We start from the raw sequence: 26,329 nt of genomic DNA on the forward strand, positions 1-26,329 counted from the left end.
ATGATTGTTGAAGCGTATCAAACCTTAGAAGACTTAGATAATATCGACCAAATTGAAACTGAAGGTCCTTTTGACTGTAAACGTTCAGGAGCTTGGTTAGGCTTTGGTTATTATTTTTGGGACACTAATATGGATTGGGCTATAGCTTGGGGTGAAAATGCTTATAAAAAATATGGAAAAGAATATGTAATTGGACGTTGTAAAATAAATTTAGCCAATGATTGTTTTGATTTAGTAGGGAACGTTCAACATCAAATTGATTTAAAAGAAGTTATTGAAGTAATGATTAGATCTAAAAAGATTAAATCTTTAAAAGATGCAATTGTTCCAAACGTAATATTGTTTATGAAATCAAAAGGATTGTTTCCATATAAATCCATTAGAGCAGCTGATATGCAAAACAATATAGTGCAATTACAATTTAAAAGAGACAAGAAAGAGTATATGGTTATTAACCAACGAGTTCAAATTTGTGTTATTGAAAAGAAAGACGTACTTTTGCGTCCGTTTTCAGTGATATATCCTGAAAAATACGTATATTAGCACTATGAAATCTGAATTAGCAAATAAACTAAAAGAAATTCTTGAAAACATGTCTCAAGAACAATTCGATCAAGAATGGAGTCAAATTACCGCTCTTGAATTGGAAGGACCTTCTTTTGCTGATGCAATTGAGTACTTTTCAGTGTCAATAGATAAGATGGGTAAATTTGAATTAAACTCAAAAATTCAAAACGAAGTTACACCAACTATTAATTATCTAGCAGCATAATGAGTACAGAAATAGCAGAAATACAATTTCTCAACTTTGCAGTAAGAGAAAGTCATATTATCTTTAACAAACTTTCGGACTTTAAAATTGATATCAACATAAACCCAAAAGGTTTTGTGTTTAAATCATTAAATCAATTTAAGTTACAATTATCAGTAGATGTAAAAGATGTAGATGATAATTTTAATATAAATATTGTTACAGATGCTATTTTCTCATATCCAGAAAACGCTGAACTAACAAAATATATAGATACATTATTTGTGGTTAATGCACCTGCAATTGTATTTCCTTATGTTAGAGCTTACATAAGTAGTCTAACTGCTTTGTCAGGTATGCCAACTCTAAATTTACCTACTTTAAATTTATCAAATGTAGGTGAACAATTAAAAAATAATATAGAAATAGTTGAATAAATATATAGCTAGATGTTAAATATTAACAATTTATTTGTAACTTTTTGAGAATAAATACGTTAAATTAGCATAGAAATTATATGATTTATTTACATAGTATGTAATATATGTTTTACGTATTATATTTTTTATATATTTGCAAAAGCTTTCAATAACAATTAAAAATATGAAATTATGGCAAAACCAATAAAAGAAACTCCTTTTCTTTATGGTAAAGATGCTGATACATTTGTAAAAGAAAACAAAGAAGTAAAGAAAGTATCTGAAGAAGAAAAAGAAGAAATTAAAGAAGATTATGAATTACTAATGAGTTTAGCTTCATTTGGAATCTAATAATATTAAATTAATCAGGTTAGAGCCTGAAACAAATATATTGCCGTTCGATTGTGGAGACACTGATTTGAACGGCTTTCTTTTTGATGATGCTATTAATTACACAAAGGATTTAATAGCTGTCACTTACTTAATCCACGATAATGAAAAGACAATTGCATATTTTAATTTTTTAAATGATAAAATTTCTCATACTGATCTTGATGGTAGTATAGAAAAATTTGCTGCAAGGGTAGGTGTTTTTTTACCGAAGGAAAAAAGTAGTTATAAAAGTTATCCGGCAGTTAAAATAGGGAGGTTAGCAGTTCATGTAGATTATCAAAACGGTGGGGGTTATGGTAGAAAAATAATTAATTACACTAAAGTATTATTTACAAATAAAAATAAAACAGGTTGTAAATTTATTACTGTGGATGCTTATAGAGACTCACTTAAGTTCTATGAAAAAATGGGCTTTAAATACCTGTCAAGTAAAGATAAAAAATCTGATACAAGATTAATGTATTTTAACCTCGAAAGTATTTCTTAACTTATATTACCTCATTCACCTGCACAAAAATCGCTCCTAGTCCAAGTATTCCTAGCATCTATTCTTTGTTTGCTTCATTTCGTTAATATCATAATAAAAAGATTTAAATTTGTTATTGTTGAAACAAGAATAATATGCAAAACAAATATAAATTAATCGATACAAATGATTCAATAGATTTTGGCCAACAAATAGGTGAGCCATTTAAATGGATATTTCTTTTAGATACACATTATTTAATATGGTTAATAGAAGAAACAGATGTATGTTTTGCAAATTTAGATTTATTTTATGCTTTTGGTAAACCATTAATAATTAACGAAAATATTATTTCTAAAGAAGAAATTAGTTATTTATCAAATTTATCAAGAAGTATTGGAAAAAATATTAATTCAACAGGTTTGACAAAATATAAAATTACAATTGAAATTCTTGCAAATGCTATCGACTTAAAAATAATAACACCTAAACATTTTATTGAAAGAAACTTCAAATTTGAAGACAAAATAATTAAAATGAACAATAATAAATTATTAAACTGTAAACCTTACTATAATTCAATAAATTCAAAGAGAGACAACCACTTAAAGAACATTTTCAAAATATAAACCAAATCACTTTTAATTCTTAAATGAAATAAAAAATAGGTACGCTATCGCTGAGTTTTTGCACCCACCCAATCCAACGCTCCCCACCGCAATGTGGTTTCTCCCATCCTTTTAGCATTTGTTTTCCCCTCAGTACAGCCATTTTTAGTATTGCAGGAAAGTAGAGTATAAAAAACAAAATTATAGGTAGCAATACTAAAAACCACTGTACACCCAAAGCTTAAAAACAAAAGCTAATCCCAACGCTAAAACCACCCCAAGCTATTTTACATAATGCATCGAGCATTATAGGTCAAGAAAGTTTTTGTTATTGTTTTTTTGGTTTTTCTTGCCCCATAATTTGCACTATGTAAAATAGCCGCTCCCCAACGCTCCCACCCAAAATAGGTATTATATTTTCATTGTTTTTGTAAGTGCTTTTACATTTTCAAAACAACATAATGACTAAACATCAAATATCATTTTCAGTGGAAGTAATAAGCACCCACAAAATCAAGATTGCCAGCAAGAGTGTAACTATTTATTTGCCAGAACAATAAAATACATTGCTTTCACCAAAAGCCGATGCCATACAACTAAAAACAAACCAAATACTAAAATTGAAAGTAATGCATATAAATGGAGTAGGGTGGCATCATCTTTTGACAAAAGCAATCACAACAAACAACTCAGCAAATAAACAGTTACACCCTTGCCCGAGCTTCTGCCTACGCACTAGGTAAGTTCAGTTGGGGCAATCTTCCATTTCCCCAAACCCCTATGGATGCAATTTTTTTCAAAAGCATGCCACAAACATTTCCCTCCGATTGACATTAATAGGTAAGCATACTTTCAAAAAAAACAGCTCAAATTCCTCCCCACCCGATTAACCAGTGCTGAAAAAAGAGTTCAGTAATTATTTGCCAACTTCAAAGGGATAAAAAAACAATTCCAACCTTCCCCTTGATTCATACTTGTTTCGTACTTATTTGCACTATAAGTCCTATATGACTCCCCATTATGGGTAAATTAGTGCAAAATAAAAAACCCTCTCGTTAGAAAGGGTTTTACTTTGTAACATTGCAGACTTTGCAAACCTACAAACTGATGGTACTTTTTAAAATACGTCTTGAATCTTCATTGCGTTACCAGCATTAAATAAGTAGTAATTTCCGCTTACTTCTTGATAAAATTCAATTCCAATACTACCCAATACAGAAGTACTAGCAGTTAGAGTAGGAGCATTTGGTAAAGTTGCTGTTACATCAATTGGAGTTGTTACTGCATCAATCGGAATGTAAGTTGAATAAGCAATGTTTGAAACTTCATTCAATGTTGGGTCAGCTGGTTCATAAGCATTAGTAGCAGAATTAAATACAAAATCCGAGATAACAGATAAAGCATTAATAATTCTAAAATGTGTTGCACCAGATGGAACATTTAAATAATTAAGCGGATTAAATGTTGGAATACTTAAAACGCTTTCATTTCTGTCTACATTAGGCGTTAAAGTAAAAGGAGCACTAAAAACACCATTAAAAGAAATGTTCTTATTAAAATCCAAACCTTTTAAATATTGAGGCTCTTGCGAAACCAAAATAGCTCTTTGCCCTCTAGCTTCAGAACCATCTTCAATATTTATTTTTTTCATAATAGCAGTTAACCTACCTGTAAATTGACTGTCTGTCATTTGTTTTGTAATTGCAGACAAACCAATTCTAACAGATTTTCCTGCCATTGCACAAGCTGCAAACTCCGACATGTTTTCACGTGTACGAATAAAGCCCGGTGCAGTTTTAACTTGTTCTGCCGTTGGTCCACCTTTTAGACCCGCAAAGTAACCACTGTTACCTTTAATTTTGAAGTGACGAACTTCTCCTAATGTGCCGACATATTTTACATGTCCTTTCTGTTTAGCCATAAGCTTAAAAATTAAATTGGTTAATACTTTTTTATTGTCTAAATTTACAACATAAACAATTGATAATCAAGTAAATAGACAAAGCAAAATAAGGTAAAATGATGCAGAACAACGCTAACGAAATGACAATCCAAAATAATCTACTTAAAGTGACAAGATTTGTTGATGGAGATGGAATTATTTTAAAAGATATTATTACAAAAAAAGAAATTGAAGTTAGATTTTTAGGAATTGATGCACCTGAAATGAGCTACTGTAATAAAATAAAAAAGGATGAAAAAGAATTACATCTTCCAGCAGCTTTATTAATTAAATTGGGTTATTTGTCTTTAAACTTTTTAAAGGATCAAATTTCTTTAGGTGAAATTTGTACTTTAGTACAAGAAAAAAACAACTTAGTTGATAAATATGGAAGGCAATTAGGTTATTTGATTTTGTCAGATGGTAGAGTATTGAACGAAATTATGATAAAAGAAGGCTATGCAAAGCCATATAATGAAGTATTTTGCGAAAACCTTCCAATATATCAAGCATTGAATTTACAAGCTAAAAACAGCTTAAAAGGTTTATACTCTCTGGTAAATATATTTTAAAAAGATTGTTGGGAAGATATCGGGAAGAATTGAAATAAAAAAACGCAATCACTTATATATCAGTGGATTGCGTTTTTTAAAAGTGACCTCGACTGGATTCAAACCAGTAACCTTCTCAGCCGTAATGAGATGCGCTATTCAGTTGCGCCACGAGGCCATTTTGCAAGGTTAATTAAATACATAAATGTGTTTTTTCAACTTGTTTGCGGGTGCAAATATAGATATAAATGACTAAATTGCAAGTTGAAATGATAAAAAAATACACAAAAATGAATATTGAAAGCTATATACGTGACATTCAAGATTTTCCAAAACCTGGAATTGGTTTTAAAGATATAACTCCATTATTACAAAATGCTGAAGCAACTCAAGCTTGTTTAGATTTGTTAGTCAGTTCATTAGAAGGAAAAAAGATAGATAAAGTAGTTGGTGTAGAAAGTCGCGGATTCTTTTTTGGTATGCTTTTAGCTCAAAGATTAAGTGTTGGATTTATTCCTGTTCGTAAACCAAAAAAATTGCCATTTGAAACAATTTCGGCTTCATATGAGTTGGAATATGGTTCTGATGTCTTAGAAATGCACACAGATGCCTTTGAAAAAGGGGAAAATATTTTAATTCACGATGATGTTTTGGCAACGGGTGGAACAATAAAAGCGGTCTGTGAATTAGTTGAACAATTAGGTGGAAATATTGTGCAATGTAATTTCTTAATGGAAATTGCTTTCTTGAATGGAAGAGAAAAGATTTCTGAGTATGAAATTTTTGCTGCTTTGAAGTATTAGATTAAAAGATTAAAAGATTTTAAGATTGAATGATCAAATTATTGAAAGATTTCATTTTCTGAAAATCCAATATCTGAAAATCCGAAAATCTTACTTTAAACTTTTAATAGTAATAAAATAGCGATAAGCTAACAAAGCTTTTTGCCAACCTTTTGCTTTAGTAATATCTAAACCGCTTTTAGTTAGACTTGGTAAGATAAGTTTGTTAAGTTTAGCTAGGAATTTGTACATTTTATTTTTTTGGCAAATATAGCTAAAATAAAACCACAAATAAATCCCTTTTTGAGAAGTATTTGTGGTTTGAATTTTCAATTACTGTGTTTTATTTTTTTGTTTTCTCTTCGATTTCTTTTCTTCTTATTTCTAGTTGTTTTTTCTTTTCTTCCATTAGCTTTCTTCTTTCATTAAGAATTTTTTCTCTTTTTGCACGACGTACTTCTAACTCTTCAGTACTTAATTTTAAATTTTGTTGCGCTTTTAACTCTCTTTCTTTTTTTAACTCTTTTTCTACATCACTCCAATTTCCACCAGAAATAACTTTTCTGTTTTCTTTTTCAATTTCAATTCTAGATCTTTCAATTTCTGGTTTAGAAATATCAATTTCATTTTTAGCACTCTCTATTTCTGTTTTTACTTGATCTTCTTCTGTAACAAAAATAGATTTACCATTAAAAATAAGAACACCATCTTTTGCTTTTTGACCATATTTTTTAATTCCTTCTTCATTGCTTAAATCATTAATCATTCCGTCTAATGAAATTGTCGTTCCCTTTGGAATTTCGCTTTGTAGCACTTCTTTTCCATTAATTATGTAAAGTTTATTTCGTGTTGATTTAGTTTCACTATTTATTTTAACAACACCATACTTACCTTTTTCACCATATTCAGCAACCATCGTAGTATTTGGTAGAATTTGAATTATCTCAGTAATTAATTCACCTTTTATGTTTTTTGCTACTTTTGATGTAATTTCTTTATCATTAAAATAGTATAGTGCTTTTTGATTATCATTTACAATTTCATTTTTCATTTGAAATCGGGTTTCAATTAAATCATAAACATCAAAAGTTGTTGTAACAAATTCATAGTCTAAAGCCATAGTTTTAACTTCAAAATACAGTTTGTTTTTATCAGCTTTTTGATGGTATTTTTTTTTAAATTCTGTTGCTGAAATTTGTTTTCTTTCACCAAGTTTTTCATTTTTTAATAATTTTATCTTTTCTTCAGCACCTTTAATTTGACCATTAATAATTAAAACAACTTCCTTTCCATCTTTTTTTAAATTATCTAGACTTACATAATTGTATTCGGAAATATTTTCAGTTTCAACTGCATAAGCTGCTTTTGAATCTATTTCTTTAAAATCGACGCTTTGAACATTGTTACCGTCTGAATTCACAAATATTCTTATATCATTAATTGGTTCGAAAGACTTTCTTTCTAAAACTTTATTATAGGTTTTTCCTGAATCTAAGGTCAGCTTAATTTCTATAATTTCTCCATTCTTATCTCTTTTAACATTTGTAATTTGTAATTTTTGATTTTCAACAGAGTAAGTCTTTTCTAATTTTTTTAATTCTTCATCTGAAGTGTTTTTAGTAATTATTGATGAATTGTTTTTAGAATTAGTAGAGGATAAATTTTCTTTAACCTGTGCCACAGTTTCAACTTGAAAAAGCAACATAAAAGCACTTAAAACAGGAAGAATTAAAGCATACTTCCACGATTTTCTTTGGTTGGATTGATTTGTGTTTAACATAACGATTCGTTTTTTGATTAATGATTGATAAAATTGATTTGTAATTGAGAGTTGGTGTTGATTAGTCACCACTTTTAATAAGGTTTTTTGATAATTTATTTTGTCTTGAGTTATTACTGAAGCTTTGGCGTCTGCAATATATTCTAGATTTTGAAGCATTTCTTTTTGATAAAACCACATAATTGGGTTAACCCAAATTATAGCACAAAACACTTTAGAAACTAATACATCAATTGAGTGTTTTTCTTTAACGTGAATGTTTTCATGGGAAATTATGTGTTGCAACTCATCTTCAGAAAACATTTGACTGTTAAAAACAATGTGATTAAAAAACGAAAACGGATTTTCATTAGACTCATTATCAATTAAAATAGCTTCACTTGTTTTAGTTCTTTTGCCAAATTTTATAATCCTGAAAAAGGAAAGTATTTCGATTAAAATCTTTACAATAAACACTACTGAAATTCCTAAATAAACATAAAATAGAATTGAATTCCAGTCAATTGGTTCTTCAATAATTTTATTTTCAATTATGTAGGGAACAAAGTCATTAGAAAAAGTTTCATAAACAACTGGACTTGGTTCAACCCAAATTGTCTTTGTAAAAGTGATTAAAGGTAAAAGCACAGAAGCAAATAATCCCAACAACAAAAACCATCTGTTCTTATTAAAAAAGGTCTCTTTTCGCAATAGAAAATAATAAGCTAAAAAGAAGGTTATCAGTAAACCATTAACTTTTATAAAGTAGGTGAATAATGCTTCCATAAGCTTATTTTTTTTCGATTAAATCTAAAATTTCACGAAGTTCTTTTGCCGAAATTTTTTGTTCTTCCGCAAAAAAGGAAACCATATTCTTGTACGAATTATTGAAATAATTTTCAATAGCCGTATTCATAAATTCTTTTCGATAAGCTTCCATTGAAACAATAGGGTAGTATTGATGTGTGTTACCGTAAGCAGTGTAGGAAACGTATCCTTTTTCCTCTAAATTTCTGATAATTGTAGATAAAGTATTGTAGTGAGGTTTGTCTTCTACAATTTCGGCTAATACATCTTTTACGAACGCTTTTTTAAGGTTCCATAAAATGTGCATTATTTCTTCTTCTTTGTTGGTAAGTTTTTGCATAACTAAAATTTTGTCATACAAACATATAACTATTTTTTTAGTTTTACAACTATTTTTATAGTTAAGTAACTATTTTTTAAGTTTGACTTTAATTTCTTTTTCTTCTTTTACCATTTTCAAAGTATAATAACCTAGTAAAACTCCAACTAAACCAAGACTTCCCATAAAGAACCAATTAGTTTGATAACCAAAACTTTCTATTATTTGCATTCCAGTTTTGGCACTTAAAATATGAGCCATACTATAACTCATTGTAAAAATTGCCATATATCTTCCTTCATGACCTTTAGGAGCACGACTCATGGCAAATGAATTAGCAAACGGAAAGGCAAACATTTCTCCAAATGTCATAAATAACATCATTACAATTAAAATTCCAGCCCAAAAGTTGACCATCATTAAAAACAAACTTATAGCCATTGCTAAACAGCCAAAAACAACAATTTTTAATCTGTTGATGTTATTTTTTTCAATGTAATTAACTAATGGCATTTCTAAAAAGAAAACTAAAACACCATTTAATGTAAGGAGTAAACCTGTTTGTAATTCGGTTAAATTAAATTGTTCTTTATGATAAATAGGAATAGTAGTGAATAATTGAAAGAATAAAATTCCTGTAATTAAACACATTGCAAGAAATACCCAAAAAATATGATCTTTGAAGACAGAAGCTCTCAAAACTTCTCCAGGATGTTCTTTATCCTGATATGGTGATCTAGCTTTTTCTTTTACCATTAAAGCAAAAACAATGATGGCTAAGATACAAGTTGCACCATCAACCCAAAACAAACCTTTATAGCCAATATAAAGGATGATTAAGCCACCCAAAGCTGGTCCGGCTGCAAATCCTAGATTAATAGCTAATCTTACTAAGGTTAATGATCTAGTTCTGTTTTCTGGTTTTGAGTAAGCACCTAATGAAACAAACATAGCTGGTCTAAACATATCAGCAACTGTCATTATTAGAAACATAGCGATTAATAAACCAACATAACTTGTGATAAACTGCAAGCCAAAAAACATTAATCCACTAGTAAATAGACTGAAAATCATTATTTTATAGAATCCTATTTTGTCGGATAATTTTCCTCCAAGCCAAGAACCCAACATTGAACCAGCTCCAAAGCTCACCAAAACCCATCCAATTTGATTAAAAGTAAAGTGCAAATCTTCTTTTAAGTATAAGGATAAAAAAGGAAGCACCATTGTACCAGCACGATTTATGAAGGTAACAAAGGTTAAAATCCAAATTTCTCTTGTAAATCCTCTGAAGTTATCGATGTATTTATTGAATGCTTTTTGTATCATATCTTTTGAAAGCACAAAAATACAAAAGACTAAAAGAAATGAATGTAATTTAAAATATATATTTTTGTAAAAAAATTGAAATGAAAAACCTTAGCTATATTTTCCTGTTGTTAACTTTAAATCTTTTTGCTCAAGAAGAAAAAGTACAAACTAGTAAAGAATATCAAGAAGAATTAAATGTTTCTTTTGCAGATTCTTTGCATAGTCCGTTAACAAATGAAGATAGATTGCATTTTGAACATTTAGATTTTTTTCCAATTGATGAAAAGTATGTTGTTAAAGCCAAATTTATTAAGCTTAAAAAACAAAAACCTTTTGATATGCCAACAACAACTGCAAGAAAACCAAAGTACATTAAATATGGTGAATTACATTTTACGATTGATGCAAAAGAATTGGTTCTAACGGTTTATAAAAATATAGATTTATCTAAAAGAAAAGGATTTAAAGATTATTTATTTTTACCTTTTTTAGATGAAACAAACGGAGTTGAAACCTATGGTGGTGGAAGATTTTTAGATATGAAAGTTCCAAAAACTAAAGAAGTTATAATTGATTTCAACAAAGCTTACAATCCATATTGTGCTTATAACCCTGAATATTCTTGTCCGATTGTTCCTTTAGAAAATGAATTAGCTATCGAAATAAAAGCTGGAGTTAAAAAGTTTCACGACTAATGGAATTCATCAATTTACATACACATTCTTACACCAAAGACGACTCAATTTTAGAAATTGTAAATCAGTATCCTTGGGAATTTGACGAGGCAATTCCGCAATATTCTATTGGAATTCATCCTTGGTATATAGATGAAAATAGATTAAAATCAAACCTAAAATCAATTGAAGAAAAACTACAATTAAATGAATGTTTAGCTTTAGGTGAATGTGGTTTGGATAAACGAATAGAGATTCCTTTTCAAAAACAAATAACAGTTTTTCAAAGTCAGATTGAATTAGTTCAAAATATTTCAAAACCAATAATTTTGCATTGTGTTGCTTCTTTTCAGGAAGTTATTTCAATTAAAAAAGAAATGAACATTGAAAATCCAATGATTATTCACGGTTTTTCTAAAAACAAACAAGTGGCTAAATCGCTTTTAGATAATGGTTTTCAGTTGTCTTTTGGAAAATATTTACTTCGAAATCCTGAATTGTCTGAAGTTTTTGAATATGTTCCAAATGACAACTTTTTTCTAGAAACAGACACAATTGAAGAAACAATTATTGATGTATATCAAAAAGCATCAAACATAAAAAATATAAAAATTGAAGATTTAAAAGAAGTTGTGAATATAAATTTCGATAAAATTTTCAAGAATAAATAAATAAGTTGAAAAGAATCTGAAACAAGTTCAGATTAAACCTTATAACTCAATAAACTTATAACCAAACAGAAAATGGCACAATGGCAAGAAAGAGCAGAATTACTCTTTACAGAAGAAGGAATTAATAAACTAAAAAACGCAAATTTATTAGTAGTTGGACTTGGTGGTGTTGGAAGTTTTGCTGCCGAATTTTTAGTTCGTGCTGGAATAGGAAAAATGACTATCGTTGATGGAGATACGGTTGATATTACGAACATAAACCGTCAATTACCTGCTTTGCATTCAACCATTGGCAAAACTAAAGTTGATATTGTTGCAAGCAGATTATTAGATATTAATCCTGAATTAGATTTAACTAAAGTTGAGGAATTTCTTTCACCAGAAAGAGCTACAGAAATTGTAACAACAGATTATGACTATGTTTTAGATTGTATCGATAGTGTTACTCCAAAGTTGAATTTAATTATTTCTGCTAAACGAAAAAAAGTAAAAGTTATAAGTTGCATGGGAGCAGGAGGAAAGTATGATTCTAGTAAAGTTTTTGTTAGAGATATTAGTAATACTAAAGATTGTCCTTTAGCCAAAAACATTAGAAAAAGGCTAAAAGCGGTTAAGATAGACAAAGGTGTTAAAGCTGTTTTTTCTGTAGAAATTCCAGAACCTTCTAGTCTAAAAATGACAGATGGTAAAAATTATAAAAGATCGTTTTACGGAACTAATAGTTGGATGCCAGCTCAGTTTGGATTACAAGCTGCCGAAACAGTTGTTAGGTATTTGTTAGAGAAATAAAAAAAAGCCGAATAAATCAATATTCGGCTTTTTTTTATTCTATTGGTTGTGTTTCTAAAACGGGTTCAATACTTACGTTTGTGATTGGTTTCTTTTTAGGAGCTAAGTCAGCTTTAATAGGGATATAAATGTCGGTTACCCATTTAGAGGGTTCACTTTCACTTGGAGCTGAAACTTTGTAGGATTCAATATAACTACCATTTGTATCTATTGTCAGTTTATTCCTTTCAATATATTTGAAACCTTCGTCCCAAGCTTTTCTTATGTGAGAATAATCTCCCGTTAAGGTAACCTTTATGGCTCTATATTCAAACAATTCTCCTCCAAGAACGTCACTACCTTCAGAAGTTATAATTTCTTCTTTTACAGGTAAGCAAATTGAAAATTTTGTTTTATTATTAGTTGTATTCCAATAATCAAATAAAACAAAAGGAGCTTCAGTATAATTTATTGAGTTTTCTTTAGCAAATTTAATTAGTTCAGGAATTTTATTTCTAGAAATTGAACTAAAGTTTTTAGTAGAACTACTATCTATTTGTTTGATAAAAAGAGTACCTTCTTTAGTAGCTAAACCGTATATTTTTATATTGAACTTGTTTAATTGATTTGTCAAATACTTCTCAATATTTGTTAAACTCTTTTGGATATCATCTCCTAAATAATTTTGAGCACCACCCTGAAGAACGGAAAAAACTTTTTGTTTTAGAGTCATCGTTCCTTTCATCTCACAAGAAAGCAATGTTCCTTTTTGTGTAGTTGTAAATTTCCAAACTAAATTATGAGTAAGATTATCCTGTGTTAGTTTTTGAGAAATAGAATCAGAATTATATAATTTTAATGTTTCATAAATTATCGATTCATTTCCATTCGAAATTGTATAGGTTTTTGAATCTTCAGAAAATAATTCTTTTGAAGAGGTTGAATCGATATTAGCATTCCATAAATACCAATTATTATAATCATTTACAAAATTAAAAACAACATCTTTAGATGCACTTATTTCTTTACTTTTTGTAATTGTGTATTCACCTGGTTGAGTTGCAATAAATACAAAACCAGCAACACCACAAAGAAGTAGAAGTAAAAATATATACTTCAGTATTTTCATTAAAAAAAAGCTTTTTTCATTAATATTTACCAAATATATTAATTATTTTTCAAATAATATTTTAAAATAAATAAAATTGCTACGAATGATAAAAATCCGACTAAAACCCATTTACTACTGCCTTTGTAGTATAGTTTGTGTAATTTAAAATCCTTTCTATATACATAAATGATTGCGATAGTGAAAGTTATAACAAAGAATAATGCGAAATAGAGCTGGTTTGTTGAAAACATAGTGATAATTTTAAGGCAAAAATAACACTTTGAAGCCATAAAAAATATAATTTGCAGCAACAAAAATAAAAAATAATCTACAATGAAAAGACAATTAGAAGCCGTAGCTGAATTTCATACTTCTTTTGGATTGGGAGTTTCAAACGAAATGAAAGCTGATATAGGTAAAAACAAAAATGAATTGCGTTTTAACTTAATGAAAGAAGAAAACGAAGAATATTTAGAAGCTGTTCAAAATAATGATTTGACTGAAACTGCAGATGCATTAGGCGATATGCTTTATATATTATGTGGAACTATACTTGAACATGGTTTGCAACACAAAATAGAAGAAGTTTTTGAAGAAATTCAAGGCAGTAATATGAGTAAACTAAATCACGACGGAAAACCAATTTATAGAGAAGATGGAAAAGTAATGAAAGGACCCAATTATTTTAAACCTAATTTTGAAACTATATTGAAAAAGTTATAGGTTAACAAAAAAGCGATTTTCAAATGAAAATCGCTTTTTTTATTCTGAAATCAAAAATCGTTAATCTTAAATCTTCACAGTCCAACCAAAAGTATCATCTTCTAGTTTGTTTTGAATATTTGTAAGTGTTTGTTTTATTTTTAAAGCATAAGAGTTTTCTAACTTAGGTAATTCAAAATATTCCTCTTTAAATGAAAATCCAGTAATTGGGCTAATTACCGCAGCTGTTCCTGCTCCAAAAATTTCCTTTAGTGAACCATTTCTTGCGGCTTCAACTAATTCTTCAACTAAAACTGAACGAACTTCAATGTTTAAATTATCTCTTTTTGCGATATCAATTACACTTTTACGTGTAACACCATCTAATATTCTTTCACTTGTTGGAGCAGTGTATAATGTATCGTTAATTCTAAAGAAAACATTCATTGTTCCAGCTTCTTCTAATTTAGTATGAGTAGCGTCATCTGTCCAAATAATTTGTTGAAATCCTTTTTCATTAGCTAATTTAGTGGGATAAAATTGTGCTGAATAATTTCCAGCAGCTTTTGCAGCACCAATTCCACCATTTGCAGCTCTACTAAAATGTTCTGCGATTATAACTTTAACTTCACCAGAATAATATGATTTTGCAGGTGAAAGAATAATCATAAATCTATATTCTTGTGACGGAGCGGCAATAACACCAGCACCAGTTGCAATCATAAAAGGTCTTAAATATAATGAATTACCCAATCCTTTTTGTACCCAAGCTTTATCTAAGTTGATTAGTTGTTTTAAACCATCCATAAAAACATCTTCTGGCACTTCAGGCATAGCCATTCTAGTTGCACTTTTATTAAAGCGTTCAAAATTTTGGTCAGGTCTAAATAACCAAATGTCTTCATTTACATCTTTATAGGCTTTCATACCTTCAAAAATAGCTTGGCCATAATGAAAAACCTTTGCAGATGGTTCCATCATAAAAGGGGCATAAGGTTTTATTACAGGTTTTTCCCATTTCCCATCTTTGTAATCACAAACTAACATATGATCTGTAAATACATTTCCAAAAGTTAAATTTTGAAAATCTACTGAATCAATTTTTGTAGTTGGAGATTTTATAATTTCAATATCATTAAGTGTATTTGTAGTCATTTTGAATAATTTAATAATGTTGCGAAAACGTTTTCATTTTTTGCAAATTTAAAAATAAGAATGGGTTTTTATTAAGATTTGTATAAAATATATGAAAAATATTATCAACAATAATTCTTCTTTTAAACAAAAGTGCCTATTTTTGTTCAAATCTTAAAGAAATAATAATGAAAAAAATAGTTTTGGCATCAGCCTTTTTAGTAGCATTCGTTAGTTGTAAAAAAGAAACTGAAGCAGAAGTTGCAGTTACAGAACCACAAGTTGAATATGCAGTATTTGGAGATTCAATTAATACAGATGGAGTTTTATCTTATCAAGAAATGACTTCTAAATTCGGGGATTTAAAAGAAGGAGATACTGTTAATCTAAAATTTAGTTCAACAATTAAAAATGTTTGCCAAGAGAAAGGATGTTGGATGAATGTAGCTTTAGATAATGACAAAGAATCGTTTGTTAAATTTAAAGACTATGCATATTTTGTGCCTATGAATGCAGAAAATAAAGAAGTTGTAGTCAGTGGAAAAGCATATGTTAGTGAAGTAAGTGTTGCTGATTTAAAACATTATGCTGAAGACGCAGGTAAATCTCAAGCAGCAATTGATAGTATAAAAGAACCAAAGAAAAAATATTTATTTATGGCTGATGGCGTTTTAATAAAAAAATAATGAAGGGTTTACTTTATATTTTTTTAATAGTATTTTTATTTTCATGTAAAGACGAAGATAAAATAGCTGCTGAATCAGAAACTAAAAAAGTTGACGATGGCTTTGAAATGTATGAAATGTCAGAAATGGCCGCTTTGATGGAGCAAATGTATGTGGATAACCAACGTTTAAAAGAAAAAATCATCAAAGGTGATACTATTGGAAAATTTCCTCAGCATTTCTTAAAGATTCATGAATCTGTGATGACTAATAAGCAAGTTAGAGATACTTTTTTTAAGAAACAGGCCAAAATATTTATTGATTCGCAAGAATTAATTTATAAAGACCCAAAGAACGCTAAAGAACACTTTAATAATGGAGTTGATGCTTGTATTGCATGCCATCAACAAAAATGTAGTGGACCAATTCCTAGGATTAAAAAATTATATATCGGAGAAATTCCAAAATCAGAATAATAATTCCAAAGATTTAAATTTTGAAAAAAGAAATTATCCTTACAAAAGACGGTTCAACTTCTATATTTTTACCTGAATTGAATGAAACTTATCATTCAAAATTTGGTGCTATACAAGAAGCAAATCATGTGTTTATTAAAAACGGACTTTCATTGATAAATGATAAGTCCGTTTTTATTTTAGAAATTGGTTTTGGAACAGGTTTAAATGCTTTTATTACTTTTTTAGAAGCAATTAAAACAAATCAAACTATTAATTATGTTGGAGTAGAAGCATTTCCAGTAGAATTAGATGTTGTCAAAGAACTAAATTATGTTTCTGAATTAGAAGCTATACAATATCAAGCTATTTTTAATGAAATGCATCAATCTAAATGGGAAATTGAAAATGAAATTACTTCTAATTTTAATTTGACTAAAAGGGAACAAAAATTTGAAGATATTTCAGATTCTGAGAAGTTTAATTTAATTTACTTTGATGCTTTTGGGTTTGATGTTCAACCCGAATTATGGAATGAAGAGATTTTTCAAAAAATGTATGATGCCATGCTTCCAAATGGCGTTTTGGTTACATATGCTTGTAGAACAACTATAAAAAACGCAATGAAACAAGCTGGTTTTAAAGTTGAAAAACTACCAGGAGCACCAGGAAAAAGAGAGATGTTGAGAGCAATTAAAGATTAAATTTATTAATTAAATAAATTTGTGTTAATACATTTTTAAAGTTTTGAAACACAGTGATTTAAAAAATTTATGATTTTTATAACAATAATTTCACATACGCAAACGTTATAGTAATGGTTAATTCAGTAAATTTACCAAACGTTCAAGATAATTATTAACGCTTAATTTTTTGTATTATGCCCACAAGAATGTTTACGTATACGAAGTCTATTTTAGAGCGAGTAAGTTTTGACCCAATACTATTTTGTAAAGAATTTGAAAAGGCATTAAAAGTGCTTTTGCCTTATGAAATAGAAGAATTAAGAGATTGGGTAATGCAATTCACAAAAGAAAAACCAGAATTAAGACAATGCTTAATTTTAATAGAATAAAAATATAAAAAAGGTACGTTAATCACGTACCTTTTTTTTTAGGCTTGTTTTTTCGGACTGATTATTTCAACGTCACTAAAGGCTATTGCACCTCTAACGACTCCCGAAATAACAGTTCTTAATGCGTCAATGATATGTATTTTTAATTCGTTTTTTGGGTAAATTAAGCTCACCTCTCGAGCAGGTTTTGGATCTTTAAAGTGTTTTAGCTTACTTTTATTTTTTTCATTCAAATCTAAAGTATGTAGATAAGGTAAAAGTGTTGTGCCTAAACCTTCATCAGCCAACTTTATTAGAGTTTCAAAACTTCCGCTTTCAATTTGGAAATGATTTTCATTTAAATATTTATTGTTTTTACACAAATTCAAAATTCCGTCTCTAAAACAATGTCCATCTTGTAATAAAAGAATGTTTTCAACATCTAAATCACTAATTTCAATTTCTTTTTTTTCTGAAATGGAATGGCCTTCAGGAATATAAGCAACAAATGGTTCATAGTATAAAACAATCTCTTTTAGATTTTCCTCTTCTAAAGGAGTTGCGGCAATAGCACAATCTAAATGTCCATTTTTTAGACGTTTTATGATTTCTTCTGTAGTTTGTTCTTCAATAATTAAATTAACTTTAGGGTATTTTTTAATAAAAGTACTCAAAAACATAGGTAATAATGTTGGCATTACAGTCGGAATTATTCCTACTCTAAACTCTCCACCAATATATCCTTTTTGCTGTTCAACTATATCTGTAATTCTTCCCGCTTCATTGACAATGTTTTTTGCCTGATTAACAATTTTTTCACCAATTTCTGTTAATTGGATTGGTTTTTTACTTCTATCAAAAATTTGAACTTTTAATTCTTCTTCTAATTTCTGAATTTGCATACTTAATGTGGGTTGTGTAACAAAACATTTTTCGGCAGCATTCGTAAAGTTTTTATGCTCAGCAACGGCTAAAACATAAACTAATTGAGTAATTGTCATTATATAGTTATTTTCGATAAAATTATAAAAACTATCAATTATAGTTATTCTTTAAACTGTTAAATTTTCAGTAAATTTGAATATAATAATTAAATAACAAGAAAATGAAAATAAATAGTTTAGGATTACCTATCAAAGAAACTGGAGAATTAGTTAATGAATTAAATGCCTTATTGTCTAATTTTCAGACTTATTATCAAAATTTAAGAGGGTTGCATTGGAATATTCGTGGGAAACGTTTTTTTGATTTACACATAAAGTTTGAAGAATTATACAACGATTCACAATTAAAAATTGATTTAATTGCCGAAAGAATTTTAACGATAGGAGGAACACCATTACATACTTTTTCTGATTATATTGAAAACAGTACTTTAAAAGTTGGAAAAAACATTTCAAAAGATACAGAAGCTGTTCAATTGGTTTCTGATTCTTTAGTTGAATTACTTAAAATTGAAAGAAACATTTTAGAAAAATCGGGACATATAAATGATGAAGGAACAAATTCAATGATGAGTGATTTTATTGTAGAGCAAGAAAAAACCATTTGGATGTTAAGAGCATGGATGGAAGATGAGATATAAAAAAAAAAGCCACTTTTAGGAGTGGCTTTTTTTATGTTTTATTTAAGAAAGTACATATATTTTTTTTTCACAAAATAAAGTATATTTGCAAAATGAAATTGATGTCTAAAATAGTATTAATCATTTTTATTTTATTTTTAACAACACCAACAATTGTGTCTGTTATTGATGATAGTGTTGATACATCTTATTTTTTTAATATGAGTGAAGAAGAAAGTCATTCATCTTTAAATGAAGTTAAGTCAATACCGTCAATTTATTCAATTCCATTAATTATAGATTTTGAAGGTTTTCAAAAAGTTAAATTTTCTATTTTGAATGACAGAAAAGTTAATTCATTAAAACCTAAAGTTTTTCTTCAGCCACCCGAATTAGTATAATTTTTCAAAAGCTTCATTGAGTTGAAGTGTAAAAATTTTATTTAATTCAAAAAATCATTTATGTTTAAAACATTAAAAAATGACTTACCAGCGAGTATAGTCGTCTTTTTCGTGGCTTTACCACTATGTCTTGGTATAGCTTTAGCAAGTGGAGCACCACTTTTTTCAGGTTTAATTGCAGGTATAATTGGAGGTATAATTGTAGGAAGTTTAAGTGGCTCAAAAATAGGAGTTAGTGGACCAGCAGCTGGTTTAGCTGCAATTGTATTAACTTCTATAGGTACCTTAGGAGGCTTCCAAAATTTTTTACTAGCAGTAGTATTAGGTGGAGTGATTCAAATAGTTTTAGGATTTCTTAAAGCAGGTATTATTGGATATTATTTTCCATCATCAGTAATAAAAGGAATGTTAACAGGTATTGGAATAATAATTATTCTTAAACAAATACCTCACTTTTTTGGCTATGATTCTGATCCAGAAGGAGATTTTGCTTTTTTTCAAGTAGATGGACAAAATACTTTCTCGGAGATTTTAGGTGCATTAAACCATATTACTCCGGGTTCATTATTAGTTGGTATTATTGGTTTAGGAATTTTAGTTCTTTGGGACAAAGTTTTATCAAAAAAAGGAAAAGTATTTCAAATTATTCAAGGACCATTAGTTGCAGTTATTTTAGGTATTGTTTTTTATTTAGGAACAAAAGAAAACAGCTCATTGGGTATTGCGGCATCTCATTTAGTTAGTGTACCAGTTCCAGATAGTTTTTCTTCTTTTTTAGGACAATTTAGTTTCCCAAATTTTGGAGCAATAACAAATATTGATGTTTGGGTTGTAGCATTTACAATAGCATTAGTTGCAAGTTTAGAAACGCTTTTATGTGTTGAAGCTACTGATAAATTAGATCCAGATAAAAATATAACTCCAACTAACAAAGAATTATTTGCACAAGGAACAGGAAATATATTATCTGGATTAATTGGTGGATTACCAATAACACAAGTAATCGTTAGAAGTTCAGCAAATATTCAATCTGGTGGAAAGAGTAAGTTATCAGCAATAATTCACGGATTATTACTTTTAATTTCTGTAATCATAATTCCTAAATTACTGAATATGATTCCATTATCTGTTTTAGCAGCAATACTATTAATTGTAGGATATAAATTAGCAAAACCAGCATTATTTAGAACAATGTATAAATTGGGTTGGAAACAATTTTTACCTTTTATAGTTACAGTTGGAGGTATTGTTTTTACAGATTTATTAAAAGGAATAGCTTTGGGATTAGCAGTAGGAATTATTGTAATTCTAATAAAAAGTTATCAAAACTCACATTTCTTACATAAAGAAGACGTAAGTAATGGAGTTAATAAAATGAGAATGACTTTAGCCGAAGAAGTAACATTCTTTAATAAAGGTGCAATTTTAAAAGAATTAGAGAGACTTCCAAAAGACTCTTTTTTAGAGTTAGATGTGAGAAAAACTAGATATTTAGATAATGATATAATAGAAATTTTAGATGATTTTGCCATAAAAGCAAAGGCAAGAAATATTAATATCAAATTAATTTCTGAAAGAGGAATTATTGAAAATCCACCGAGTTATATTGAATTCTTTAAACTTAGACCTATAAAAGAACAATTTACGAATTAATAAATAAATTATAAAAATATAAATATGAAAGCACATACAAGAGAATCTCAAGCAACAATGACTCCACAAAAGTCTTTAGAATATTTAAAAGAAGGGAATCAAAGATTTCAAAATAACTTAAAAGCCAATAGAAACTTATTAGAACAGGTTAATGACACAAGTGATGGTCAATTTCCATTTGCTACGATTTTAAGTTGTATTGATTCAAGAGTTTCTTCAGAGTTGGTTTTTGATCAAGGTTTAGGAGATGTTTTTAGTGTTAGAATTGCAGGTAATTTTGTAAATGAAGACATTTTAGGTAGTATGGAATTCGCTTGTAAATTAGCAGGTACAAAACTTATTGTCGTTCTTGGTCACACTGCATGTGGTGCAATAAAAGGTGCTTGTGATGGTGCAAAAATGGGTAATTTAACTAAGCTAATAGAAAAAATTACACCTGCAGTTAATGCTGTAAAAGAACCAACAGATGCAAGTTTAAGAAATTCAAAAAATGATGAATTTGTAGACACAGTTGCAAAAACAAACGTAGAGTTAACTATTGAAAGAATTTATGCTGAAAGTCCAATTTTAGCGGAATTAGAAAAAAATGGTGACATAAAAATTGTAGGTGCTATGTATGATATTAATACCGGAGCAGTAGAATTTTTTGATTAATATTTATTAATGAGAAGTTTTAAAATAAAACATAAAATCACATTGGCAATACTAATGATTAATTTAGTATTGCCATTATGTGTTTACAGTCAAGAAAGTGACTTAGGAAATTGGATGATATATATTGGGAACAAAAAACTAGAAAAAGGTTTTAATATTCACAATGAAATTCAATATAGAAACTACAATGCAATAGGAGATTTAGAACAGCTTTTAATAAGAACTGGAGTAGGTTATAATTTGACCGAAAACAACAATAATATCCTTTTAGGCTATGGTTATATTTTATCAGAAAATTACATTAATGATACTGATGAAAAAAAATCTGTAGAAGAACATAGAATTTTTCAACAGTTTACAACTAAGCAAAATAGTGGTAAAGTAGGAATAAGTCACCGCTATAGAGTAGAGGAAAGATTTGTGGAGAGCGATTTTAAAATGCGTTTTAGGTATTTTTTAGGGCTAAAAATACCATTACAAAATAAAGAAGAAGAAATCAATTCTTTTTACTTATCAGCCTATAATGAAGTGTTTTTAAATGCAGAATCTTCTGTTTTTGACAGAAATAGAGTTTATGGAGGTTTGGGGTATCAATTTTCAAAAGATTTAAAATTTGAACTTGGTTACATGAATCAGTTTTTTGAAAGTTCAAGCCGAGACCAGATTAATCTGATTGCATTTATAAACTTTTAAAAATTAATTCTTACAAATAGTATTGCTATTCTTATTTTAAGGTTCTTTTTTTGTAATTTGGCATAATTCAAAAATGTTCATTTCAAACAAAAAAATATAGGATGTTTAAAATCAAAGACTTATTTACTAACCTTAAGGGAGATGCCTTTGGAGGAATTACAGCCGGAATTGTCGCATTGCCATTAGCTTTAGCCTTTGGGGTTTCTTCTGGATTAGGCCCAAGTGCAGGTTTGTATGGTGCCATTTTTTTAAGTTTTTTCGCTGCCTTTTTTGGCGGAACTAGTACTCAAATATCTGGGCCAACTGCTCCTATGACAGCTGTAAGTATGGTCGTTATTGCCGGAATCATTGCCACAAATGATGGAGATGTAAGCAAAGCATTACCTTATATTTTGACAGTGTTTTTATTAGCTGGAATTTTTCAAATTTTACTTGGAGTTTTGGGAATAGGAAAATATATAAAATATATTCCTTATCCTGTAGTTTCTGGTTTTATGACTGCTATTGGTGTTATTATTTTAGTAACACAAATTTTACCAGCAATTGGATATTATCCCAAAAAAGATATTGATTTTGTAAATCAATTTAAACCTCAAGCAGAAGAAATAATTTTAGAAAACATCTTAAAAGAAGAAGCTGGTTCTGGTATACTTGTTTTAGAAGATTTTAAGGTCACAATTGATAGAGCATCAAATACATCAGTTAGTGATATTGAAAAAGAATCAAAAACTTTAGCCGCAAACGAAGCTTCTGGAGTCTTAGGAGCAATTAAAGTTTTACCAAGAGCTGTGAGTAATATTGATTGGCTAGAAGTCATTTTGGCATTATCAACCATTATTATTATTTATGGATTTAAAAAAATAACAACCGCTGTACCTAGTACTTTAGTCGCTTTGGTTGTTGTTTCCGGAATTGCTGTTGCTTTTAATTTAAGTTATGTTCCTATTGAAGAAATTCCATCAGGTTTACCAATTCCAAATCTCGGCATATTTACCGAATTTAGTATGAGTAGTGTTTCACCTTATGTTTTTACTGCAATTACTTTAGCTCTTTTAGGTGCAATTGATTCCTTATTAACAAGTGTTGTTGCAGATAATATGACAAAAACTAAACACGAACCAAACAAAGAATTGATCGGTCAAGGAATAGGAAATAGTATTGCTGCAATTTTTGGTGGAATACCTGGAGCTGGAGCAACTATTAGAACTGTTGTTAATATTAAATCCGGAGCAAAAACAAGACTTTCTGGAATGATTGCAGGTACCATGCTATTGTTTATTCTACTAGTTTTAGGGGATGTTGCTTCTCAAATTCCAGCGGCAGTTTTAGCAGGAATTCTAATAACTGTCGGAATAGGTGTAATGGATTATAAAGGATTAAAAGCAATTCCAAGTTTACCAAAAGATATAAAATTTGGACCAATAAAGTTAAGTTCAGAAGTAGTAATAATGTTAGTAGTAATGTTGCTTTCTACTTTTTGGAACTTAGTTTATGCAGTTGGAATTGGATTAGTATTTGCTTCTTTAATGTTTATGAAAAAAATGGGAGATATTACCTCTGATAATTCTAGAATTAATTCTTTATTAGCAGAAGATACTTGGATTGATGAAACTGATTTTCCAGTAAATTTAAAAGAAGAAGTTTTTATTAAACATGTAAATGGCCCATTATTTTTTGGTTCAACAGACGAGTTTATGGCATTAATTAAACAAATACCTAATACGGCCACAACTATTGTAATTAGAATGGAACGAATGCAATATTTAGATCAATCGGGTTTATATGCTATTGAAGATGTATTAATTGATTTAAAAAACAATAACAAAACCGTACTTTTAGTTGGTATTCCAAATCAACCTAAATTAATGATGGAAAGAATTGATATAATTCCTGATTTAATTTCAAGAGATGATATATATGAAGATTTCGATTCATGTTTAAAATGGATCAAGACGAATGTAAAAGATGTGGTATAATTTTAAAAATAACTAATGAGCGAATTTTATAAAAAAATATTAGATAATAATAAAAAGTGGGTTGAAGAAAAGTTAAAAGTAAGTCCAGAATTTTTCAACAATTTAGCAGAAGGTCAACAACCACCATTATTATGGATTGGATGTTCTGACAGTCGTGTGCCAGCCAATGAAATTATAGGAGCAGAACCAGGTGAAGTTTTTGTACACAGAAACATTGCAAATATGGTTATTCATACAGACATGAACATGCTTAGTGTTTTAGATTATGCAGTAAATGCATTAAAAGTTAAACATGTAATAGTTTGTGGTCATTATGGTTGTGGAGGTGTAAAAGCTGCAATGGGTAACGATTCTATAGGTGTAATTGACAACTGGATTAGACATATAAAAGACGTTTATCGTTTTCATCATCAAGAGTTAGATGCAATTACTGATGAAAAAGAACGTTTTAATAAGTTTGTAGAATTAAATGTAAAAGAACAAGTCTTTGATTTAGCTAAAACTTCTATTGTACAAAACGCATGGAAAACCGGACAAGAATTAAGTATTCACGGTTGGGTTTACGGTCTAAATTCAGGTTATGTTACTGATTTAGGTGTAAATTTTAGTTGTGATAAAGATTTAGATGATGTTTATCAGTTGAAGTTCTAGAAAGTAGATTTTCCAAATTTGAAAGTTACTCTTCTAAGTTTTCATTAAAAGCAGAAGGTAATAATTGTGGAATATATTTTATCAAAATAGGTAAAAGTAATCCACCACCAGGAAGTAAAAAGATAGTTAACGAAGGTATAGATTTACAAATATCAAGTAACTGTTTTTTTACTTTCTTTTTTTCTTCTTTACTCAAATCTGTTGAAGTAGATTTAGCTAAAAGTCTAACTAATTCCTTACTTTCTTTTAATTCTTTAGTTAAACGTTTTCCGTTTCTTGTAATTAATTTTGTAACCGTTTTATTGGATTGCTCATAAAAATGCTTAACCGGATTTGAATAATTAAAATATGGAATTTCATTTTTATATTGTTTAATATAAGAGTCAATATTTTGCAGACTAATTACATATTCATTTTCTTCGATGTGTAATTCTGCACAAAGAGTGTACAAATAATCTTTTTCAATAGTTGTTATTTCATCATCAGACCACATAGCCATTGTAGCTAAATCTAATAGATAAAGTTTTTCGATGATTGAATCAAATTTTTCAAATTGTTCAAAATCAGAATGTTCTAATTGTTTTCTGTAGAATTTAGTATACCGTAATGAATTTTCAAAAAGTTTGACTAACAAATCATCATATTGCGATGGGTTTTCCTTTACAGACAAAGCATTAGAAACCAAAACAATGGTACTTTCTTCCACTTTTTTTAGATAATTAATCGGATTATCAAATGTCTCTAAATATTTTTTAAAAGCTAACACATCCATAAAAAGCAAAGCATTCGTAATAATATGCGAAAAATTCTTAGCAAATATATTTTCGTTTGTTTGAATTCTTGTTGCAATACATTCTTCCAAATTAGGGTTTGATTTGGAAAATAAAAGATTACCTTTTTGATGCAGAAACTTATAGAATTCAATAGCTTTTTCAATGAAAACAATTTCATCTTCTGTTTTTGTAACCAACTTAAAAACCGAAAAAAGCGAATTTAATAAAGCAATTTTAGTAATTTCATCACTCGAAAGTAATTTTGTATCAAGTTGTTTGATTAAATTTATTCTAATAACATGACCATAAATAAAACCAGAAGTCCTTACGTCATGATAAAACGTCAACATATCGTCATTATAATCTTTATAATTCGATTTGTTTTCTGAAAAAAACTTATTTATCCAACCGTTTGCTGATGGGTTAATCATGGTGTTTTGTAAAGTGCAAATGTACTATTATTTCACAGAGATACACAAAGAATATTTCACAGAGATTCTCTAAGAAAATAAACTTCTTGCACTCTGTGAAAACTTCGAGCAACTCTGTGTAACAATCACAATAAATTTCCTTTATACCTAAATCGCTACAATCCATTTTATCGTATATGATTTTAGAAAAG

The 26,329-nt window shown here is 28.8% G+C and carries 32 protein-coding genes and 1 tRNA gene; 23 read left to right on the forward strand and 10 right to left on the reverse strand.

Annotated features, from left to right (window positions below; translation table 11 throughout):
* The 6 genes from AAC008_RS09185 (at position 1) to AAC008_RS09210 (ending at position 2,658) form a co-directional block, all read left to right on the forward strand.
* Entirely contained in the window at positions 1-543 is a 543-nt protein-coding gene (locus tag AAC008_RS09185; RefSeq protein ID WP_339888940.1) for a hypothetical protein, read from the forward strand.
* A 4-nt stretch (positions 544-547) separates the two neighbouring features.
* On the forward strand, positions 548-772 hold the full coding sequence (locus tag AAC008_RS09190; RefSeq protein ID WP_339888941.1) for a hypothetical protein: 225 nt from the start codon (positions 548-550) through the stop codon (positions 770-772).
* Complete coding sequence (locus tag AAC008_RS09195) at positions 772-1,188, forward strand: protein-export chaperone SecB (protein WP_339888942.1); 417 nt, start codon at positions 772-774, stop codon at positions 1,186-1,188. Before AAC008_RS09190 ends, AAC008_RS09195 begins: the two co-directional genes overlap by 1 nt.
* 174 nt (positions 1,189-1,362) lie before the next feature.
* Positions 1,363-1,521, forward strand: a complete 159-nt coding sequence (locus tag AAC008_RS09200; protein ID WP_339888943.1) for a hypothetical protein — start codon at positions 1,363-1,365, stop codon at positions 1,519-1,521.
* On the forward strand, positions 1,511-2,050 hold the full coding sequence (locus AAC008_RS09205; RefSeq protein ID WP_339888944.1) for a GNAT family N-acetyltransferase: 540 nt from the start codon (positions 1,511-1,513) through the stop codon (positions 2,048-2,050). The genes AAC008_RS09200 and AAC008_RS09205 overlap by 11 nt, the downstream gene beginning before the upstream one ends.
* A gap of 134 nt (positions 2,051-2,184) precedes the next feature.
* On the forward strand, positions 2,185-2,658 hold the full coding sequence (locus tag AAC008_RS09210; RefSeq protein WP_339888946.1) for a hypothetical protein: 474 nt from the start codon (positions 2,185-2,187) through the stop codon (positions 2,656-2,658).
* A gap of 1,096 nt (positions 2,659-3,754) precedes the next feature.
* Here the strand turns inward: AAC008_RS09210 and AAC008_RS09215 are convergent.
* Positions 3,755-4,558, reverse strand: a complete 804-nt coding sequence (locus AAC008_RS09215) for a hypothetical protein (protein WP_339888947.1) — start codon at positions 4,556-4,558, stop codon at positions 3,755-3,757.
* Positions 4,559-4,656: 98 nt separating this feature from the next.
* Here AAC008_RS09215 and AAC008_RS09220 point away from each other — a divergent pair, with 98 nt between their 5' ends.
* A complete protein-coding gene (locus AAC008_RS09220; RefSeq protein ID WP_339888948.1) occupies positions 4,657-5,151 on the forward strand; it encodes a thermonuclease family protein in 495 nt (164 codons plus the stop codon).
* Between the two features lie 83 nt (positions 5,152-5,234).
* Here the strand turns inward: AAC008_RS09220 and AAC008_RS09225 are convergent.
* Positions 5,235-5,308 (reverse strand) — tRNA-Arg (locus tag AAC008_RS09225).
* Positions 5,309-5,420: 112 nt separating this feature from the next.
* On the opposite strand from AAC008_RS09225, the gene AAC008_RS09230 reads away from it, so the two are divergent.
* Positions 5,421-5,933: an adenine phosphoribosyltransferase gene (locus AAC008_RS09230; RefSeq protein WP_339889090.1), complete on the forward strand. Its 513-nt coding sequence runs from the start codon at positions 5,421-5,423 to the stop codon at positions 5,931-5,933.
* Between the two features lie 90 nt (positions 5,934-6,023).
* Here the strand turns inward: AAC008_RS09230 and AAC008_RS09235 are convergent, their stop codons facing one another.
* The 4 genes from AAC008_RS09235 to AAC008_RS09250 form a co-directional block, all read right to left on the reverse strand.
* Positions 6,024-6,164 (reverse strand): SsrA-binding protein, encoded by a 141-nt coding sequence (locus AAC008_RS09235; protein WP_339888949.1) that lies wholly within the window; start codon positions 6,162-6,164, stop codon positions 6,024-6,026.
* Positions 6,165-6,255: 91 nt separating this feature from the next.
* Entirely contained in the window at positions 6,256-8,457 is a 2,202-nt protein-coding gene (locus AAC008_RS09240; RefSeq protein ID WP_339888950.1) for a M56 family metallopeptidase, read from the reverse strand.
* A 4-nt stretch (positions 8,458-8,461) separates the two neighbouring features.
* Positions 8,462-8,818 carry a BlaI/MecI/CopY family transcriptional regulator gene (locus tag AAC008_RS09245; protein ID WP_339836108.1) on the reverse strand — a complete coding sequence of 119 codons (357 nt, stop codon included), beginning with the start codon at positions 8,816-8,818 and terminating at the stop codon, positions 8,462-8,464.
* Positions 8,819-8,887: 69 nt separating this feature from the next.
* Positions 8,888-10,126 (reverse strand): MFS transporter, encoded by a 1,239-nt coding sequence (locus AAC008_RS09250; protein WP_339888952.1) that lies wholly within the window; start codon positions 10,124-10,126, stop codon positions 8,888-8,890.
* Between the two features lie 80 nt (positions 10,127-10,206).
* On the opposite strand from AAC008_RS09250, the gene AAC008_RS09255 reads away from it, so the two are divergent.
* The 3 genes from AAC008_RS09255 (at position 10,207) to AAC008_RS09265 (ending at position 12,242) form a co-directional block, all read left to right on the forward strand.
* Entirely contained in the window at positions 10,207-10,803 is a 597-nt protein-coding gene (locus tag AAC008_RS09255; protein WP_339888953.1) for a DUF1684 domain-containing protein, read from the forward strand.
* Positions 10,803-11,453: a TatD family hydrolase gene (locus tag AAC008_RS09260; RefSeq protein WP_339888954.1), complete on the forward strand. Its 651-nt coding sequence runs from the start codon at positions 10,803-10,805 to the stop codon at positions 11,451-11,453. Before AAC008_RS09255 ends, AAC008_RS09260 begins: the two co-directional genes overlap by 1 nt.
* A gap of 72 nt (positions 11,454-11,525) precedes the next feature.
* Complete coding sequence (locus AAC008_RS09265; RefSeq protein WP_339888955.1) at positions 11,526-12,242, forward strand: tRNA threonylcarbamoyladenosine dehydratase; 717 nt, start codon at positions 11,526-11,528, stop codon at positions 12,240-12,242.
* A gap of 34 nt (positions 12,243-12,276) precedes the next feature.
* On the opposite strand, the gene AAC008_RS09270 is transcribed toward AAC008_RS09265, so the two are convergent.
* Positions 12,277-13,350 (reverse strand): GyrI-like domain-containing protein, encoded by a 1,074-nt coding sequence (locus AAC008_RS09270; RefSeq protein WP_339888956.1) that lies wholly within the window; start codon positions 13,348-13,350, stop codon positions 12,277-12,279.
* A 315-nt stretch (positions 13,351-13,665) separates the two neighbouring features.
* On the opposite strand from AAC008_RS09270, the gene AAC008_RS09275 reads away from it, so the two are divergent.
* Positions 13,666-14,055 (forward strand): nucleoside triphosphate pyrophosphohydrolase family protein, encoded by a 390-nt coding sequence (locus AAC008_RS09275; RefSeq protein ID WP_339888957.1) that lies wholly within the window; start codon positions 13,666-13,668, stop codon positions 14,053-14,055.
* Positions 14,056-14,121: 66 nt separating this feature from the next.
* Here the strand turns inward: AAC008_RS09275 and AAC008_RS09280 are convergent, their stop codons facing one another.
* Positions 14,122-15,189, reverse strand: a complete 1,068-nt coding sequence (locus tag AAC008_RS09280) for a branched-chain amino acid aminotransferase (RefSeq protein WP_339888958.1) — start codon at positions 15,187-15,189, stop codon at positions 14,122-14,124.
* A 167-nt stretch (positions 15,190-15,356) separates the two neighbouring features.
* Here AAC008_RS09280 and AAC008_RS09285 point away from each other — a divergent pair, with 167 nt between their 5' ends.
* The 4 genes from AAC008_RS09285 (at position 15,357) to AAC008_RS09300 (ending at position 17,363) form a co-directional block, all read left to right on the forward strand.
* The gene (locus tag AAC008_RS09285) at positions 15,357-15,854 is read left to right on the forward strand and encodes a DUF4920 domain-containing protein (protein ID WP_339888959.1); all 498 of its coding nucleotides are present in this window, start codon (positions 15,357-15,359) and stop codon (positions 15,852-15,854) included.
* Entirely contained in the window at positions 15,854-16,309 is a 456-nt protein-coding gene (locus tag AAC008_RS09290; RefSeq protein ID WP_339888960.1) for a hypothetical protein, read from the forward strand. Before AAC008_RS09285 ends, AAC008_RS09290 begins: the two co-directional genes overlap by 1 nt.
* Positions 16,310-16,329: 20 nt before the next feature.
* The gene (gene mnmD / locus AAC008_RS09295; protein ID WP_339888961.1) at positions 16,330-16,992 is read left to right on the forward strand and encodes a tRNA (5-methylaminomethyl-2-thiouridine)(34)-methyltransferase MnmD; all 663 of its coding nucleotides are present in this window, start codon (positions 16,330-16,332) and stop codon (positions 16,990-16,992) included.
* Positions 16,993-17,168: 176 nt separating this feature from the next.
* Positions 17,169-17,363, forward strand: a complete 195-nt coding sequence (locus AAC008_RS09300; protein ID WP_339888962.1) for a hypothetical protein — start codon at positions 17,169-17,171, stop codon at positions 17,361-17,363.
* A 38-nt stretch (positions 17,364-17,401) separates the two neighbouring features.
* On the opposite strand, the gene AAC008_RS09305 is transcribed toward AAC008_RS09300, so the two are convergent.
* Positions 17,402-18,343 carry a LysR substrate-binding domain-containing protein gene (locus AAC008_RS09305; protein ID WP_339888964.1) on the reverse strand — a complete coding sequence of 314 codons (942 nt, stop codon included), beginning with the start codon at positions 18,341-18,343 and terminating at the stop codon, positions 17,402-17,404.
* Between the two features lie 104 nt (positions 18,344-18,447).
* Between AAC008_RS09305 and AAC008_RS09310 the strand changes: the two genes are divergently transcribed.
* The 7 genes from AAC008_RS09310 (at position 18,448) to can (ending at position 24,934) form a co-directional block, all read left to right on the forward strand.
* Complete coding sequence (locus tag AAC008_RS09310) at positions 18,448-18,927, forward strand: Dps family protein (RefSeq protein ID WP_339888965.1); 480 nt, start codon at positions 18,448-18,450, stop codon at positions 18,925-18,927.
* A 101-nt stretch (positions 18,928-19,028) separates the two neighbouring features.
* Positions 19,029-19,307 carry a hypothetical protein gene (locus AAC008_RS09315; protein ID WP_339888966.1) on the forward strand — a complete coding sequence of 93 codons (279 nt, stop codon included), beginning with the start codon at positions 19,029-19,031 and terminating at the stop codon, positions 19,305-19,307.
* A gap of 60 nt (positions 19,308-19,367) precedes the next feature.
* Positions 19,368-20,960 carry a SulP family inorganic anion transporter gene (locus AAC008_RS09320; RefSeq protein WP_339888967.1) on the forward strand — a complete coding sequence of 531 codons (1,593 nt, stop codon included), beginning with the start codon at positions 19,368-19,370 and terminating at the stop codon, positions 20,958-20,960.
* 24 nt (positions 20,961-20,984) lie between these two features.
* Positions 20,985-21,614: a carbonic anhydrase family protein gene (locus tag AAC008_RS09325; protein ID WP_339888968.1), complete on the forward strand. Its 630-nt coding sequence runs from the start codon at positions 20,985-20,987 to the stop codon at positions 21,612-21,614.
* Positions 21,615-21,623: 9 nt separating this feature from the next.
* Positions 21,624-22,307, forward strand: a complete 684-nt coding sequence (locus AAC008_RS09330) for a DUF2490 domain-containing protein (protein ID WP_339888969.1) — start codon at positions 21,624-21,626, stop codon at positions 22,305-22,307.
* A 110-nt stretch (positions 22,308-22,417) separates the two neighbouring features.
* The gene (locus AAC008_RS09335; RefSeq protein ID WP_339889091.1) at positions 22,418-24,283 is read left to right on the forward strand and encodes a SulP family inorganic anion transporter; all 1,866 of its coding nucleotides are present in this window, start codon (positions 22,418-22,420) and stop codon (positions 24,281-24,283) included.
* A gap of 15 nt (positions 24,284-24,298) precedes the next feature.
* Complete coding sequence (gene can, locus AAC008_RS09340) at positions 24,299-24,934, forward strand: carbonate dehydratase (protein ID WP_339888971.1); 636 nt, start codon at positions 24,299-24,301, stop codon at positions 24,932-24,934.
* A gap of 25 nt (positions 24,935-24,959) precedes the next feature.
* Here the strand turns inward: can and AAC008_RS09345 are convergent, their stop codons facing one another.
* Positions 24,960-26,138 carry an LETM1-related biofilm-associated protein gene (locus tag AAC008_RS09345; RefSeq protein WP_339888973.1) on the reverse strand — a complete coding sequence of 393 codons (1,179 nt, stop codon included), beginning with the start codon at positions 26,136-26,138 and terminating at the stop codon, positions 24,960-24,962.
* Positions 26,139-26,329: the final 191 nt, after the last annotated feature.

It is taken from the genome of uncultured Flavobacterium sp. (assembly GCF_963975515.1).
GTDB lineage: Bacteria > Bacteroidota > Bacteroidia > Flavobacteriales > Flavobacteriaceae > Flavobacterium.

Excerpts from the sequence above, each read along its gene's own strand:
- AAC008_RS09185 (WP_339888940.1), top strand. The coding sequence starts at position 1 with ATGATTGTTGAAGCGTATCAAACCTTAGAAGACTTAGATAATATCGAC.
- AAC008_RS09190 (WP_339888941.1), top strand. The coding sequence starts at position 548 with ATGAAATCTGAATTAGCAAATAAACTAAAAGAAATTCTTGAAAACATG.
- AAC008_RS09195 (WP_339888942.1), top strand. The coding sequence starts at position 772 with ATGAGTACAGAAATAGCAGAAATACAATTTCTCAACTTTGCAGTAAGA.
- AAC008_RS09200 (WP_339888943.1), top strand. The coding sequence starts at position 1,363 with ATGGCAAAACCAATAAAAGAAACTCCTTTTCTTTATGGTAAAGATGCT.
- AAC008_RS09210 (WP_339888946.1), top strand. The coding sequence starts at position 2,185 with ATGCAAAACAAATATAAATTAATCGATACAAATGATTCAATAGATTTT.
- AAC008_RS09215 (WP_339888947.1), bottom strand. The coding sequence starts at position 4,558 with ATGGCTAAACAGAAAGGACATGTAAAATATGTCGGCACATTAGGAGAA.
- AAC008_RS09220 (WP_339888948.1), top strand. The coding sequence starts at position 4,657 with ATGATGCAGAACAACGCTAACGAAATGACAATCCAAAATAATCTACTT.
- AAC008_RS09230 (WP_339889090.1), top strand. The coding sequence starts at position 5,421 with ATGAATATTGAAAGCTATATACGTGACATTCAAGATTTTCCAAAACCT.
- AAC008_RS09235 (WP_339888949.1), bottom strand. The coding sequence starts at position 6,164 with ATGTACAAATTCCTAGCTAAACTTAACAAACTTATCTTACCAAGTCTA.
- AAC008_RS09240 (WP_339888950.1), bottom strand. The coding sequence starts at position 8,457 with ATGGAAGCATTATTCACCTACTTTATAAAAGTTAATGGTTTACTGATA.
- AAC008_RS09245 (WP_339836108.1), bottom strand. The coding sequence starts at position 8,818 with ATGCAAAAACTTACCAACAAAGAAGAAGAAATAATGCACATTTTATGG.
- AAC008_RS09250 (WP_339888952.1), bottom strand. The coding sequence starts at position 10,126 with ATGATACAAAAAGCATTCAATAAATACATCGATAACTTCAGAGGATTT.
- AAC008_RS09255 (WP_339888953.1), top strand. The coding sequence starts at position 10,207 with ATGAAAAACCTTAGCTATATTTTCCTGTTGTTAACTTTAAATCTTTTT.
- AAC008_RS09260 (WP_339888954.1), top strand. The coding sequence starts at position 10,803 with ATGGAATTCATCAATTTACATACACATTCTTACACCAAAGACGACTCA.
- AAC008_RS09265 (WP_339888955.1), top strand. The coding sequence starts at position 11,526 with ATGGCACAATGGCAAGAAAGAGCAGAATTACTCTTTACAGAAGAAGGA.
- AAC008_RS09270 (WP_339888956.1), bottom strand. The coding sequence starts at position 13,350 with ATGAAAATACTGAAGTATATATTTTTACTTCTACTTCTTTGTGGTGTT.
- AAC008_RS09275 (WP_339888957.1), top strand. The coding sequence starts at position 13,666 with ATGAAAAGACAATTAGAAGCCGTAGCTGAATTTCATACTTCTTTTGGA.
- AAC008_RS09280 (WP_339888958.1), bottom strand. The coding sequence starts at position 15,189 with ATGACTACAAATACACTTAATGATATTGAAATTATAAAATCTCCAACT.
- AAC008_RS09285 (WP_339888959.1), top strand. The coding sequence starts at position 15,357 with ATGAAAAAAATAGTTTTGGCATCAGCCTTTTTAGTAGCATTCGTTAGT.
- AAC008_RS09290 (WP_339888960.1), top strand. The coding sequence starts at position 15,854 with ATGAAGGGTTTACTTTATATTTTTTTAATAGTATTTTTATTTTCATGT.
- AAC008_RS09300 (WP_339888962.1), top strand. The coding sequence starts at position 17,169 with ATGCCCACAAGAATGTTTACGTATACGAAGTCTATTTTAGAGCGAGTA.
- AAC008_RS09305 (WP_339888964.1), bottom strand. The coding sequence starts at position 18,343 with ATGACAATTACTCAATTAGTTTATGTTTTAGCCGTTGCTGAGCATAAA.
- AAC008_RS09310 (WP_339888965.1), top strand. The coding sequence starts at position 18,448 with ATGAAAATAAATAGTTTAGGATTACCTATCAAAGAAACTGGAGAATTA.
- AAC008_RS09315 (WP_339888966.1), top strand. The coding sequence starts at position 19,029 with ATGTCTAAAATAGTATTAATCATTTTTATTTTATTTTTAACAACACCA.
- AAC008_RS09320 (WP_339888967.1), top strand. The coding sequence starts at position 19,368 with ATGTTTAAAACATTAAAAAATGACTTACCAGCGAGTATAGTCGTCTTT.
- AAC008_RS09325 (WP_339888968.1), top strand. The coding sequence starts at position 20,985 with ATGAAAGCACATACAAGAGAATCTCAAGCAACAATGACTCCACAAAAG.
- AAC008_RS09330 (WP_339888969.1), top strand. The coding sequence starts at position 21,624 with ATGAGAAGTTTTAAAATAAAACATAAAATCACATTGGCAATACTAATG.
- can (WP_339888971.1), top strand. The coding sequence starts at position 24,299 with ATGAGCGAATTTTATAAAAAAATATTAGATAATAATAAAAAGTGGGTT.
- AAC008_RS09345 (WP_339888973.1), bottom strand. The coding sequence starts at position 26,138 with ATGATTAACCCATCAGCAAACGGTTGGATAAATAAGTTTTTTTCAGAA.